Below are 14,173 nucleotides of genomic sequence, written 5' to 3'. Positions count from 1 at the left end.
GAGCTATACCACCACCCTGGAAGTCATGACCCCGTAACTATGCGCATCGTCCTGCCGCCCCGGATCGACCCGAACGCCGTGGCGAACGGCGATCCGGCGGCGGTCGTCACGCTGGGCGGCGAGACGATGGGAACGATGTGGCGGGTGCTCTATGCCACCCGCGACGTTCCCGGTGCGCAAGGTGTCGGGGAAGCGGTGCAGGAACGGCTGGACGATCTGGTTGCGCAGATGAGCCACTGGGCGCCGGATTCCGTACTCTCGCGATTCAACCATTCGGCACCGGATAGCTGGTGCAGGCTGCCACTCGATTTCGCGGCGGTCATCGACACGGGGTTGCGTGTCGCGGCGCTGAGCGTCGGCGCCTTCGATCCGGCGATCGGCCATCTGGTCGATCTCTGGGGTCATGGGCCAAAGGGGCTGCAACCCGTGCCCGATGCGGCGGCGATCGAGCAGGCCCGCGCAAAGGGTGGCTGGCACCGCCTGCGCTGGGATCGGGCGAGCGCGCGGTTGTGGCAGCCGGGCGGCGTCGCGCTCGACCTGTCGGGCATCGCCAAGGGCTATGCCGCCGATGTGGTCGCCGACATGCTGGCGGGGCTGGGCTTTCGGCATTGTCTGGTCGAGGTGGGCGGCGAACTGGTCGGACGCGGCACGCGACCCGATGGCGATCCCTGGTGGGTCGATCTGGAAACCCCGCCGGGCGTCGATCTGCCCGCGATGCGCGTGGCGCTGCACCAGATGGCGGTGGCGGGCAGCGGCACCTATCGCAAGGGCGAACACGGCCTGGACCCGCGCACCGGCCGTCCGCCGACCAACGGCGTGATCGCGGTCCATGTCATCGCCGAAACCGCGATGCTCGCCGATGCGCTGGCAACGGCGGTGGCGGTGCTGTTCCCCGACCTGTCGTCGCTGGCCTCGATGCAGGTCGCAGCGCGTATCCTGGTTCGGCGAGGTGAGGGGGTGGAAGAGGTTCTGACCGAGCCGTTACAACGGCTGCTCGACTAAAGCTCCACCCTCACCCTTTCGGCGCCCGCGATAGCGGGTGGGAAGGGTGAGGGCGGCCCTGCACCCGTCGCGTCAGAATCGCCCGCGCAGCGTCACCCGGACATTGCGCGGCGCGCCCGGCATCGTCCACACATCGGCATAGCTGCTGGAAATATAATAGGTGTCGAACAGGTTCTCGAGGTCGACCCGTATGTCGAAACGCGGGTTGACCGCCCAGCTCGCATCCAGCCGTGCGACGGTATAGGCGGGCAGGCGATAGCCGCTGGCGAAGGGGTCGCCGTTGCGCGCACCCACATGCGTCACGCCGCCGCCCAGCGTCACGGTGCCCAGCCGCTGATGCAGGTCGAGCGCGGCGAGATGCTTGGGCACGTTGGACAGCATCGTGCCGATCAGCGCGGCATTCTTGTCGTTGCGCACCGTCGCGTCGGTATAGGTATAGGTCGCGGTGCCGGTCAGGCCGCCGGTCAGGTGCAGGTCGGCCACCGTCTCGACACCCCGCGACCGCTGGCGGCCGATCTGCGTCTTGACGAAGACGTCGACGGCATTGGGGTTGAGCACGTTGCGCTTCGTCATGGTGAACAGCGCCGTCTGGCCCGTCAATGCGCCGCCGAACAGGCTGTACTTGGCGCCGACCTCGGTCGAGCTGCTGCGCTCCGCATCGAAGCTGCTGACCCCGTCCGAGGGGTTGAGCCGCAGCGACTGGCCCCAGCTGGTGAAGAGCGAGACATGCGGGCTTGCCGCCCAGGTCAGTGCGGCGCGCGGGGTGATCCCACGATCGACCGTGTTCAGCACCAGATTGCCGCGCGCATAATTGGTCATCGTCTCGCGGAAATTGTTCCAGCGCGCGCCGACCAGCGCGGTGAAGTCGCCGAAGCGGATCAGGTCCTGCGCATAGACGCTTTCGCTGCGGAACGCGTGGTGACGGTCCTGAAACGCGGTCGGTACCGGCAGCGGCTGGCCATAGACGGGGTTGAAGGCGTCGATAGTCAGGATCGGTGCGCCCGGCCGCCCGCGTGCCTGGTCCATGCGGAAGTCCAGGCCATGGCGCACCCGGTCCACCCCGACACGGATGTCGTGCGACAGGCCCAGCCAGTCGACCTTGGCGGTCAGTTCGGCCCGCGCCGTCAGGTCCTGCCAGCGGAAATCGTGGAAGCGACGCGACCGGCCGATCGTCCGGCCATCGGCCTGTACCCCACGCGCGCCGAAATCGACTTGCGTCGCATAGCCGGTCAGGAAGCCGTCACGGCTCGACAGCCCGGCCTCCAGCGCGATGCGGTCGCTCAGCGCGGCAAAGACGCTGGCCTGCTGCCACAGCATCCGCTGGGTCATGCGGCCATCGGCGGGCTCGCCGAGGAAGGTGTCGCGGTCCATCGCGCGCGCGTCGCCCTTGATCGCCGCCACACCGCGGTCGATCGGCGCGCGGTTGCGCACGAACTCGCCCTGATAGAGGAAGCGCAAATCCTGGCTCGGCGTGAAGGACAAGGACGGCGCGAGCAGTAGCCGGTCGGTGTGCACGGTATCGCGGAAGCTGTCGCCTTCCTCCGCCACGCCGATCAGCCGCGCCGACAGGGTGCCCGTCACCGGCCCGCTGATATCGCCGGTCGCGCGCACCCGGTTCCAGCTGCCATAGCTGAGCGATGCCTCGCCCTGTGGCGTCACGGTCGGTGCCTTGGTGACGATGTTCAGCGACCCGCCCGGCTCGCCCATGCCCGACAGGGCGGCGGCGGCGCCCTTCAGGAACTCGAACCGCTCGACCGTGGCGACATCGACCGGGGCGTTGAAGCCGAGGTTGCTGCTGAAGCGGTTGATGAGGATGTCGGGGCCGCTATTCTCGTTCCCCGCAAAGCCGCGAATGGCATATTTGTCCCACAGCCCGCCAAAGTCGTTCTGCCGCGACACGCCGCCCGCCAGGTCGATCGTGTCGTCCAGCCGCGTCGCGCCGTTGCGGTCGATGATCGCCCGGTCGATGACGCGCAGGGACTGCGGATAGCGATTGGGGGGCGTGTCGGTGCCGGTCATGCTGGCATTGGCGTCCCGCAAGGCCGTGACGACGATGTCCTTCTGCGCGTCGCTGCCGCCATCGACCGGGGCGGCCAGCGTCTGCGCCACCGCACCCTGGCTCATCGCCACCCCGGCCAGCAGAAACGCGCGCCAGATCACCTTCGACATTTACGGCCCCCAATCGATTTCGGCGCGGGCCATATCGATAATGCTAATAACTCTCAATCGGAAATCGGATCTATTTTGGTTTTGGCGGCGTGACGATGGGGCCTGTCACGCATCTGCCATGCGGCGCAGCCATGAGCCCCGGGCGGCGTTGCGCCTGGGTGTAAGTCTATGAAGGATGATCGGAATGACGGTGGTGCGGCGGACGATTCGGGGTGTGGCTCTGGTGGCGGCGGGATGGCTGGCGGCCGCGGGGGCGATGGCCCAGCCCGTCACCAAGCCGATCAAGGTCATGACCTTCAACGTCCGCTATGCCTCGGACGAGGGCGCGACGCGCTGGGCGGTGCGGCGGCCGGTGATGGTCGAGCTGATCCGTCGGGCCGCGCCCGATGTGATCGGGACGCAGGAACTGCTCCAGCGGCAGGGTGACGACCTGACCCGTGCGCTGCCCGCCTATCGCTGGTTCGGGCGCGACCGGCGGGGCGGGCATGACAATGAACATATGGGCATCCTCTATCGCCCCGATCGGCTGACGCTGGTCGAACATGGCGATTTCTGGCTGTCCGAGACGCCGGACGTCGTCGGCAGCCAGAGCTGGGGCACCGACCTGCCGCGCATGGCGAATTGGGCGGTGTTCGAGACGAAGGAGGCCAGGCCGCATCGATTCCTGTTCCTCGACACGCATCTGGCCCACCGCGACGAGGATGCCGATGCGCGCGACAAGGCGGCGGCGCTGATCCTGGCGCGGCTGCCCGCGCTGGCGAAGGACCTGCCGGTGGTGGTGGCGGGCGACATGAATGCGCGGCCCGACACGGCGGCCTATCGTCGTTTCGCCAGCGCGCTGACCGACGCCTGGCCCGCCGCCGCGCGGCGCGAGGGGCAGGAGATGACCTTCCACGACTTCACCGGCACGCCCGACCGGCGGATCGATTACCTGTTCGTGCGCGGCTTCCGCCCGGAGGCGATCGCGACGGATCGCTATCATCAGGGCAAGACGTACCCGTCGGATCACTTCCCGATCGAGGCAACGTTGTCGTTTGCGGACGATCGATGAAATCCTCCCCGGCACGGGGAGGATCGTTTCCCGATAGCGTTATCATTTACCCCCTCCTATGATTGCGGCTTGAGCCTTGGCGACGCGCTCGCGGGCAGAGGAGAGGGATGACGATGCGGAAGGGGCATTCACGGTCCGGCGCCGGGCGGCGTGTGGGTTTGGCGTTGCTGCTGGGCACGGCGGCGGCCTGGCCGGCGATGGCGGAGGCGCGGCCGCGTATCCTGACCCCGATGAGCGCCCATGCCGTCCTTCAGCGTGATCGCCCGATCGTCGTCGAGGGGGCGGCCGATGCGGGCGAGGGCGTCGCCGTGACCTTGGGTGGTGCCAGCGCCACCGCGACCGCCGATGCCAAGGGTCATTGGCGCGCGACCCTGCCCGCCATGGCGGCGACCGCCACGCCGCTGACCCTGACCGCGACGGGCAAGGACGGCGCGGCCGACACGATGGACGACCTGCTGGTCGGCGATGTCTGGCTGTGTTCGGGCCAGTCCAACATGGAATATCCGACCAAGCAGGCGCTGAACGGCGAGGGGCTGGTCAAGGGCGCGGCCGACGACCGTATCCGGCTGCTCGACATCGCGCACCATGTTGGCCTGTCCGCCGACGAGCCGCTTGAAAAGCGCCCGGCCTGGGCCGCCGCTTCGCCCGCCAGCGTCGCCGATTTTTCGGCCGCCTGCTATCTAATGGTCAAGGACCTGGCGGCCAAGGCGAATGTGCCGATGGGCGCCATCGACTCCAGCTGGGGCGGGACCAAGATCCTGCCCTGGATCGACGCCACCGATGCGCGCAAGCTGCCCGGCCTGTCGGCCGACGCCGACCTGCTGGCGCTTTATGCCCGCGACCATGCGGCGGGCCTGCGCGCGTTCGGCGACCGCTGGGGCGACTGGTGGCGCAAGGCGAGCGGCACGAAGCGCGGGCAGGAGCCGTGGAACGCCCCCGACCGGCTGAACTGGACCCCGGTGCCCCAATTTGGCCCCTGGGAGGAATGGGGCGTGCCCGCGCTGGCCGACTATAACGGGCTGGTCTGGTTCCGGCAGGGCTTCGACCTGCCGACCGCGCCGACGGGCGACGGGGTGATCGAACTGGCGGGAATCGACGAGCTCGACACCGTCTGGGTCAATGGCGTGGTCGTCGGCGCGACCTTCGGCTGGGGCGACTGGCGGCGTTACACCGTGCCGCGCTCGGCATTGAAGAAGGGCCGCAACGAGATCGTCGTCGGGCTGGGCGACACCTATGGTCCGGGCGGCATGTTCGGCCCCGGTGACAAGATCCAGTTCACGCCCGCAAGCGGCCAGCCGATCCCGCTCGGCACCGGCTGGCGCTATTCGGTCTACAAGGCGAACGATCAGAGTTATCCGCGCAGCCCCTGGGAGAGCCATGCGGGGCTCGGCACGCTGTACAATGGCATGATCGCGCCTTTGGGGCCGATCGGATTGAAGGGCGTCGCCTGGTATCAGGGCGAGTCCGATGTCGGCCGCGCCGATTATGGCGACCGGCTGGCGGCGTTGATGACCGGCTGGCGACGGCAGTTCCAGAGCCCCGAACTGCCGTTCCTGATCGTCCAGCTCGCCAATTTCGGTGCGCCGCCGGTGAAGATCGAGAACAGCGCCTGGGCGGCCCTGCGCGAGACGCAGCGTCTGGCGGTGCTGCGTGATGCGCATGCGGCGCTCGCGACGACGATCGACATCGGCGTGCGCAACGACATCCACCCGGCGGACAAGAACGAACTCGCCAAGCGGCTGGTCTTTGCCCAAGGCCGCCTGGAGGCGGGCGACCGCGCCAATGCGTCCGGACCGATGATCGCCTCGGCCACCCGTGCGGGGGGCGAGGTCGTGCTGCGCTTCAACGGGGTGCAGGGCGCGCTTCATGCGTGGAGTGCAGGCTCGCCGATCGGGTTCGAGCTGTGCGATGCGAACGCCTGTCGTTATGCGAATGCGAGCGTGAACGGGTCGGAGGTGCGACTGGCCGATGCGAAGCCGGGTGATGTCCGTGTCCGCTACGCCTGGGCCGATGCACCGGTGGTCAATTTCTATGACGAAGCACCGCATCCGGTGGTGCCGTTCGAGGCCGTGATTACGGGGAACTGACGGAAGCCGCCCTCACCCTTCCGGCGCTTTGCGCCTCCCTCCCTCTCCCGCCGGGAGAGGGAAGGGGCCCGCCCGCGATAGCGGGTGGGAAGGGTGAGGGTGGTCCAAGATACGGGAAACACCGCCACTCGATGCGTTACACCGGACGAAGCGCCCCAAAAGGCGCTTGAAATAAAATGTCATCCGGTTGAAAGATAGCAACGACCCGATATGAATCGGGCGAAGCGTTGAGGAGAGAGCATGGCCGTGCCGCCAGAAGGCATTTCGCGCGCCAACCTGGCCCCGTTGCAGCTGCATGTGCCCGAGCCGAAATTCCGGCCGGGCGATGCGGTCGACTTCGCCAGTGTCGAGGTTCCGCCCGCCGGTGCGCAGCGCCGCCCGGACACCGCCGCGCCCGCCGACAGCTTCCATGAACTCGCCTATACGCTGGTCCGCGTGTTGGATGACGAGGGCCGCGCGGTCGGCCCCTGGGACCCCCGGCTCTCGCCCGATCGTCTCCGCCGCATGCTGCGCCACATGGTGCTGCTCCGCGCGTTTGACGAGCGCATGTTCCGGGCGCAGCGTCAGGGCAAGACCAGCTTCTACATGAAGGCGCTGGGCGAGGAGGCGGTCGCCGTCGCCGCCGCCCATGCGCTGGATTATGAGGATATGTGCTTCCCCTCCTACCGCCAGCAGGGGCTGTTGATCGCGCGCGATTGGCCGCTGGTCGACATGATGAACCAGATCTATTCCAACAGCGCGGATCGGCTGGGCGGCAAGCAGCTGCCCATCATGTATTCGGCCAAGGAAGCCGGCTTCTTCTCGATCTCGGGCAATCTGACGACGCAATATCCGCAGGCCGTGGGCTGGGCGATGGCCTCGGCCGCCAAGGGCGACACACGTATCGCCGCCGTGTGGTGCGGCGAGGGCTCGACGGCGGAGGGCGACTTCCACTCGGCCTGCACCTTTGCCGCCGTCTACCGCGCGCCGGTCGTCATGAACGTCGTCAACAACCAGTGGGCGATCTCCAGTTTTTCCGGCTTTGCGGGTGCAGAGGCGACGACCTTTGCCGCGCGGGCGATTGGCTATGGCATTGCGGGGCTGCGGGTCGATGGCAATGATGCGCTGGCGGTCTATGCCGCCACCCAATGGGCGGCCGAGCGTGCGCGGACCAATCAGGGCGCGACGCTGATCGAGCATTTCACCTATCGCACCGAAGGCCACTCCACCTCGGACGATCCGACGCAATATCGTTCGGCGGGCGAGCCGACCGCTTGGCCGCTGGGCGATCCGATCCGGCGGTTGAAGGATCACCTGATCGGCCTGGGCGAGTGGGACGAGGAGCGCCACGCGACCCAGGACCGCGAAGTCGCCGAGGAAGTCCGCGCCGCGCAAAAGGCGGCCGAGGCGAACGGCATCCTGGGCCACGGCCTGCACCAGCCGCTCGACAGCCTGTTCGACGGCGTGTTCGAGGAGATGCCCTGGCATTTGCGCGAGCAGCGCCAGCAGATGCTCGACGAGGAAGAAGCGAGCGGACGGCCATGGGCGCGCAAGTGACGGACGCCACCTGTTCCCCGGCGAAGGCCGGGGCCCAGTCGCCACGTGGCTTGTGGTGCGCCACGACGCCGCGTGGGAGGCAAATCGCCGCGCGCCACCGCGATGACACCGCAACTGGACCCCGGCCTTCGCCGGGGAACGGTGCTGGTAAGGGTTCTGTCCAGTGAACGAAGTCACCGAAACCGCCCCCGAAACGGGCGAAACGACCCGCATGAACATGATCCAGGCGATCAACTCCGCCATGGACGTGGTCATGGCGCGCGACCCGGATGTGGTCGTGATGGGCGAGGATGTCGGCTATTTCGGCGGCGTCTTCCGCGCCACCGCGGGCCTGCAGAAAAAATATGGCAAGACCCGCGTGTTCGACACGCCGATCACCGAATGCGGCATCATCGGCGTCGCGGTCGGCATGGGCGCCTATGGCCTGCGCCCGGTGCCCGAGATTCAGTTCGCCGACTATATCTACCCCGCGCTCGACCAGCTGGTCAGCGAGGCGGCGCGGCTGCGCTATCGCTCGGCAGGCGAGTTCACCGCGCCGATCACCGTGCGCTCGCCCTTTGGCGGCGGTATCTTCGGCGGCCAGACGCACAGCCAGTCGCCCGAGGGCATCTTCACCCATGTTTCGGGCATCAAGACGGTGATCCCCGCGACGCCCTATGACGCCAAGGGCCTGTTGATCGCCGCGATCGAGGACAATGATCCCGTCCTCTTCTTCGAGCCCAAGCGCATCTATAACGGCCCGTTCAACGGCCATTGGGATCGCCCGGCCGAAAACTGGTCCAAGCATCCCGGCGGCGAGGTCCCGACCGGCTATTACCGCATCCCGCTGGGCAAGGCGGCGACGGTGCGTGCGGGCGAGGCGGTGACGATCCTGTGCTATGGCACGATGGTCCATGTCTGCGCCGCCGTGGTCGCCGATATGGGTGTCGATGCCGAAATCATCGACCTGCGCACGCTCGTACCGCTCGACATCGAGGCGATCGAGGAATCGGTGAAGAAGACCGGCCGCTGCATGATCGTGCACGAGGCGACGCGCACCGGCGGGTACGGCGCGGAGCTGTCGGCGCTGGTCCAGGAACGCTGTTTCTACCATCTTGAAGCGCCGATCGCGCGCGTGACCGGCTTCGACACGCCCTATCCGCACAGCCTGGAATGGGCATATTTCCCCGGCCCGGTCCGTATCGGCCAGGCGCTCAAGAACTTGCTGAAGGACGCCTGACATGGCTCGTTTCACCTTCCGCCTGCCCGATATCGGCGAAGGCATCTCCGAGGCCGAGATCGTCGCGTGGCACGTCAAGCTCGGCGACCGCGTCGAGGAGGACCAGTCGGTCGCCGACATGATGACCGACAAGGCGACGGTCGAGATGGAGTCGCCCGTGTCCGGCACGATCGTCGAACTGGCGGGCGAGGTCGGCGATCAGGTGCCGATCGGATCGGCGCTGATGGTGATCGAGACCGATGCGGTCGAGGACACCGTGTCGCCCGCGACCGAGGAAGCGGTGCTCGAAGCCGAAAATCCCGGCGTCGAAGAAGCGCAAACGCCCTCTCCCCTTGAGGGAGAGGACCGGGGTGAGGGGGCGGCGCCGCAAGCCGGAACCCCTGCTGAATCCCCCGTGGCCACCCCTCACCCCGACCCTCTCCCACAAGGGGAGAGGGAGCAGAAGAAGGTGCTGGCCTCGCCCGCCGTCCGGGCGCGGGCGCAGGATCTGGGCGTCGACCTTGGCAGCGTGAAGCCCGCCGAGGGCGACCGGGTGCGCCATTCCGATCTCGACGCCTTTCTTCGCTATGGTTCGGGCCAGGGCTACACCCCGGCCCGCGCGCCGCGCGCCGACGAAGCGGTGCGGGTCATCGGGATGCGTCGTCGCATCGCCGAGAACATGGCCGCCTCGAAGCGCGCCATTCCGCACTTCACCTATGTCGAGGAAATCGACGTCACCGCGCTGGAAGAGACGCGCGCGCAGCTGAACGCCGGGCGGGGCAACCGGCCCAAGCTGACCATGCTGCCGCTGCTGATCGTCGCGATCTGCAAGACCCTGCCCGACTTCCCGATGCTCAACGCGCGTTATGATGACGAGGCGGGCGTGGTGAACCGTTCGGGTGCGGTGCATATGGGCATGGCGACGCAGACCCCGGCCGGGCTGATGGTCCCCGTCATCCGCAATGCCGAGAGCCGCAATGTCTGGCAGCTGGCGACGGAGATCGGCCGTCTGGCCGAGGCCGCCCGCGCGGGCAGCATCGCCAGCAGCGACATGGGCGGCGGCACGATCACCCTGACCTCGCTGGGGCCGCTGGGCGGCATCGCGACGACGCCGGTCATCAACCGGCCCGAGGTCGCGATCATCGGGCCGAACCGCATCGTCGAGCGGCCGGTCTTCCGCTCCGACGGGCGCGGCGGCGAGACGATCGCGCGCGCCAAGCTGATGAACCTGTCGATCAGCTGCGACCACCGCGTCGTCGATGGCTATGATGCGGCCAGCTATGTCCAGGCGTTGAAGCGGTTGTTGGAAACGCCGGTGATGCTGTTCGCGAATTGAAGGATGCACGTCGGGCGAGGGCGGGGCGTGCGCTTCGACTTCGCTCGGCGTGAACGGCTGTTGGTGTGAACGCCCCGCTCCGTTCAGCCTGAGCGAAGTCGAAGGCCACGCACGGGCCTTGAACCAAATCCCGCCCCCGGCGTCCTGTCCCCGATACAGGAGGATGCCATGCGCGGAATGACGGCGGGTTCGCTGGAAGTGACGTCGGATGGGACGGTGCGCGATATGGTTGGCGGTGACGTTCTGGTCGCCGCCGGTGTCCATGCGACGATCAAGGGTATGGTCGCGGGCGACGTGATTGTCGAGCGCGGCGCCTCGGTGCGAATTTCCGGTATGGTATCGGGCCGCGTCGTCAATCTGGGTGGTGTGGTCGAGGTGAGGGGCATGGTCGCCGGGTGACTCCCGGCTTGCCATCCGCATCCCAAGCGTGAACAGGGGCGGCATGACGACCGCTTCATCTGCGCGCACCGGACTGTTGCTGGGCATCGGCGCCTATGTCAGCTGGGGCATCCTGCCGCTGTACCTCAAGCTGTTAAAGGGCGTCCCCGCGCTCCAGGTACTGGCGCACCGCATCCTGTGGTCGCTGTTGCTGCTCGCAGTGGTCGTGCTGGTCGCGCGGCGCGGCAAGGCCATTGTCGCCGCGGCGCGAGGCCGCACCCTGCTGCTGCTCTGCGCCAGTGCCGCGCTGATCGCGGTCAACTGGCTGGTCTATATCTGGTCGGTCCAGAACAACCATGTGCTGGAGGCGAGCCTCGGCTATTTCATCAATCCGCTGGTCAATGTCGGGCTGGGTGTCGCCTTGCTGGGCGAGCGGATTCGCCGGATGCAGGCGGTGGCGGTGGGTATCGCCGCCATCGGCGTCGTCGTGCTGGCGGTCAGCGGGGGCGGGGCGATCGGCATTTCGCTGGCACTGGCGCTGTCCTTTGGTTTCTATGGCTTTGTCCGCAAGATCGCGGCGATCGATGCGCTGGGCGGCCTGACGGTCGAGACGCTGTTGCTCGCCGCCCCTGCGCTGTTCGTGCTGTTACAAGCGAGCGGCGACGGCACGGCGGCGTTCGGGGTGGACCGGCATCTCGACATGCTGCTGATCCTGGCGGGCGGTGTGACGGCCGCGCCGCTCCTGATGTTCGCGGCGGCGGCGCGGCGGATGCGCTATGCGACGCTCGGCTTGCTGCAATATATCGCGCCGACGCTGCAATTCGCCCAAGCGGTCTTGCTCTTCGGCGAACCGCTCAAGCCCGTCCATATCGTCACCTTCGTGCTGATCTGGGCCGGTTGTGCGCTCTACGCCTTGGACAGCGTGCGGGGGAGCCGGACGCCGGTAACGGCGGAATAGGTTCGCGCGGAGGCGCGGAGACGCGGAGGGGGATCACCCAGCCGCAGGCTGCCAATTTTCGCAACAGGACGGCTTTGTCTGTCGATCGAGAGGGCGAAGGCCAGTCCGGCACGTCCAGACACCTCCGCGTCTCCGCGCCTCCGCGCGAACAAAACCTATTGCCGCCCGCTCTGAAGCCTGGCGACCGCCCGCCGCAGCACCCCGCGTGGCGCGACTCGCGTGCTGGCGGCGGTCAGTCGGTTGAGAAGCCCCGACACCATCACGGCCTGTCCCCGCTCCAGCGCCGCCAGACCGTCGCGCACCACCTGTTCCGACCCGGAGGCAAAGCGTTCGAACAAAGGCGTTTCTGCCATGCCCGCGACATCGGCGAACTCGGTCCTGGTCGGTCCCGGGCACAGCGCCGTCACCGTCACGCCGCGTCCCTTCACCTCCTCATGCAATGCCTCGGAGAAGTGCAGCACGAACGCCTTGCTGGCATAATAGACCGCCATATACGGCCCCGGCTGGAAGGCCGCGGTCGAGGCGACGTTCAGCACGCGCCCGCGCCCTCGCGCCAGCATCGGGGGCAGCAAGGCGTGGGTCAGCGTCACCAGGGCCCGCATGTTGAGGTCGATCATCCCCGTCTGCGTCGCCAGATCGCTGTCGGCAAAGTCGCCCAGCGCGCCATAGCCGGCATTGTTGATGAGCGTATCGATCCGCAGACCCCGGTCGGCGATCCCGTCGAGCAGCGTCTTCACCCCTTCGGGCCGGGCCAGATCGGCGGAGATGACATGCACCTCGACATCCGGCCGTGTGCCCAGTTCCTGGGCCAGCGCCGCCAGCCGGTCGGTGCGCCGCGCGGTCAGCACCAGCGTCACCGGCTTCTTGGCCAGCGCCCGCGCGAAATCCGCGCCCAGCCCGGCGGAGGCGCCGGTAATCAGGATGGTGTCGGGCATCGCCATATCCCCAATAGGGGCGGCCATCCCTTCGGCCAGCCGCCGTTCGATCCAGGTCTTTAGCAATCCGCATCACGCGGACGGGTTCCACCAGACCATAGGGGGAGAGAGGGCGGGGTGATTGCAGGGGGAAAGGGCGGCCCGTTTTCCAGGCCGCCCGGCATCCCCTCCCGGCACGGAGCCCGAGGGCTCCCGATGCCTAGGCGTCGTCCCGTTATCGGCCGATCACCTGACATGGCCATTGTCTAGTCCGGTCCGGGGGACGGGCTCAAGCACCTGTTTGCATCCGCCCGCTTTATGCCGCGTTGCTGTGTCTTTCGAGCAACGGGTATGGTGCTGGCCTCTGGTGCCACGGCCGGGCTAATAGAGCGTCATGACTATCGAAATCCGCCATGACGGGCCTGTCGCCATTCTGACGCTACGGAATGCGCCAAATAATCACCTGGGGCTGGGAACCATTTCGCAGTTGGCGGATGCGTTCGACGTTACGGATTCGGACCCGGCGATTCGTGCGATCCTGCTTCGATCCGAGGGTCGGGTATTCTGCGCGGGTGCCGATCTGGTCCATGCCAACCCGGTCGCAGAGCCGTTGCCACCGGGCGAGCGCAGCCCCTTCTACATGGCGGCGGCGCGGCTGTTCGGCGTGGCGACGCCGGTGGTCGCGGCGGTGCAGGGCGCGGCGGTCGGTGCCGGACTGGGACTGGCCCTGGTCGCCGACTTCCGCATCGCGACGCCGGAGGCGCGGTTCGTGGCGAACTTCGTCCAACTCGGGCTGCATCCGGGCTTTGGCATTTCGGCGGTGCTGGAGCGGGTGATCGGTCGCCAGCGCGGGGCGATGATGCTGCTGACCGGGCGGCGTATCCGGGGCGAGGAAGCGGAGCGCTGGGGGCTGGTCGACCAGTTGGTGTCGGCCGATGCGCTGGAGGCGACCGCGCTGGCGCTGGCGCACGAAATCGCTGCCGCCGCACCGCTGGCGGTGGCATCGACGCGGCGGACGATGCGGGGAGATTTGCGGGCGCTGGTCGAGGCGGCGACCGATCATGAATTGGCGGAGCAGGCCAAGCTGATGCGGACCGAGGATTTCGCCGAAGGGGTGCGTGCCGTCACCGAGCGGCGGCCGGGACGGTTTGTTGGGCGGTAGCATCCCGCACACCCGCCCTCCGTTCAGCCTGAACGGGGGCAGGGAAGGCCTCAGCCCTTGCGCGCCGCCAACTCGGCCTGGCGCGCGGGCAGGGCGGCCAGGATCGCGCGGCGTTCCTCGGCCGGCTTGGCGCTCCAGTTCGAGATTTCGCGAATGGTGCGCGCGCAGCCCAGGCACCAGCCGGTGGCCTTGTCCATGGTGCAGACAAGGACGCATGGGCTGGCGACACTCGCCGGCTGGGGTTCGACGAAGCTGATGATGTCGAGCGACATGGCCGGCGTCAGATCCCGAACGAGACCTTCAGGAAGTCCGGGATCGGGCCGTTCCAGCCGCCGTCATCGGGCGTCTCGTCGGTATGCGAGCGGCGGCGATCGCGGCGGCG

Annotated in this window: 12 protein-coding genes; 9 read left to right on the top strand and 3 right to left on the bottom strand. The window is 67.8% G+C overall.

Features of this window, described 5'->3' with window-relative positions; genetic code table 11:
- The coding region (locus NS355_RS12515; protein WP_244489671.1) for an FAD:protein FMN transferase at positions 1-1,002 on the top strand (1,002 nt) is incomplete at its 5' end.
- Positions 1,003-1,074: 72 nt separating this feature from the next.
- On the opposite strand, the gene NS355_RS12510 is transcribed toward NS355_RS12515, so the two are convergent.
- The gene (locus NS355_RS12510) at positions 1,075-3,171 is read right to left on the bottom strand and encodes a TonB-dependent siderophore receptor (protein WP_058746024.1); all 2,097 of its coding nucleotides are present in this window, start codon (positions 3,169-3,171) and stop codon (positions 1,075-1,077) included.
- A gap of 175 nt (positions 3,172-3,346) precedes the next feature.
- Here NS355_RS12510 and NS355_RS12505 point away from each other — a divergent pair, with 175 nt between their 5' ends.
- The 7 genes from NS355_RS12505 (at position 3,347) to rarD (ending at position 11,715) form a co-directional block, all read left to right on the top strand.
- On the top strand, positions 3,347-4,222 hold the full coding sequence (locus tag NS355_RS12505; RefSeq protein WP_058746023.1) for an endonuclease/exonuclease/phosphatase family protein: 876 nt from the start codon (positions 3,347-3,349) through the stop codon (positions 4,220-4,222).
- Positions 4,223-4,329: 107 nt separating this feature from the next.
- A complete protein-coding gene (locus tag NS355_RS12500; protein ID WP_153008210.1) occupies positions 4,330-6,309 on the top strand; it encodes a sialate O-acetylesterase in 1,980 nt (659 codons plus the stop codon).
- Positions 6,310-6,549: 240 nt separating this feature from the next.
- Positions 6,550-7,845: a 3-methyl-2-oxobutanoate dehydrogenase (2-methylpropanoyl-transferring) subunit alpha gene (locus NS355_RS12495; RefSeq protein WP_058746021.1), complete on the top strand. Its 1,296-nt coding sequence runs from the start codon at positions 6,550-6,552 to the stop codon at positions 7,843-7,845.
- Positions 7,846-8,056: 211 nt separating this feature from the next.
- Positions 8,057-9,064, top strand: coding sequence for an alpha-ketoacid dehydrogenase subunit beta (locus tag NS355_RS12490; protein WP_058717094.1), 1,008 nt, complete (start codon positions 8,057-8,059; stop codon positions 9,062-9,064).
- A gap of 1 nt (position 9,065) precedes the next feature.
- On the top strand, positions 9,066-10,379 hold the full coding sequence (locus NS355_RS12485; protein WP_058746020.1) for a dihydrolipoamide acetyltransferase family protein: 1,314 nt from the start codon (positions 9,066-9,068) through the stop codon (positions 10,377-10,379).
- A 168-nt stretch (positions 10,380-10,547) separates the two neighbouring features.
- Positions 10,548-10,778 carry a hypothetical protein gene (locus NS355_RS12480; protein WP_058746019.1) on the top strand — a complete coding sequence of 77 codons (231 nt, stop codon included), beginning with the start codon at positions 10,548-10,550 and terminating at the stop codon, positions 10,776-10,778.
- A 43-nt stretch (positions 10,779-10,821) separates the two neighbouring features.
- Complete coding sequence (rarD, locus tag NS355_RS12475) at positions 10,822-11,715, top strand: EamA family transporter RarD (protein ID WP_058746018.1); 894 nt, start codon at positions 10,822-10,824, stop codon at positions 11,713-11,715.
- A 155-nt stretch (positions 11,716-11,870) separates the two neighbouring features.
- Here the strand turns inward: rarD and NS355_RS12470 are convergent, their stop codons facing one another.
- Positions 11,871-12,650, bottom strand: a complete 780-nt coding sequence (locus NS355_RS12470) for an SDR family NAD(P)-dependent oxidoreductase (protein ID WP_058746025.1) — start codon at positions 12,648-12,650, stop codon at positions 11,871-11,873.
- A gap of 373 nt (positions 12,651-13,023) precedes the next feature.
- Between NS355_RS12470 and NS355_RS12465 the strand changes: the two genes are divergently transcribed.
- Entirely contained in the window at positions 13,024-13,791 is a 768-nt protein-coding gene (locus NS355_RS12465; RefSeq protein ID WP_058746017.1) for an enoyl-CoA hydratase/isomerase family protein, read from the top strand.
- A 50-nt stretch (positions 13,792-13,841) separates the two neighbouring features.
- On the opposite strand, the gene NS355_RS12460 is transcribed toward NS355_RS12465, so the two are convergent.
- On the bottom strand, positions 13,842-14,063 hold the full coding sequence (locus NS355_RS12460; protein WP_058746016.1) for a DUF1289 domain-containing protein: 222 nt from the start codon (positions 14,061-14,063) through the stop codon (positions 13,842-13,844).
- Positions 14,064-14,173: the final 110 nt, after the last annotated feature.

Source organism: Sphingomonas yabuuchiae (assembly GCF_001477495.1).
GTDB lineage: Bacteria > Pseudomonadota > Alphaproteobacteria > Sphingomonadales > Sphingomonadaceae > Sphingomonas > Sphingomonas yabuuchiae_A.
Note: the sequence above shows the minus strand (reverse complement) of the source record. Positions and strands in the feature narration are given on the sequence as shown.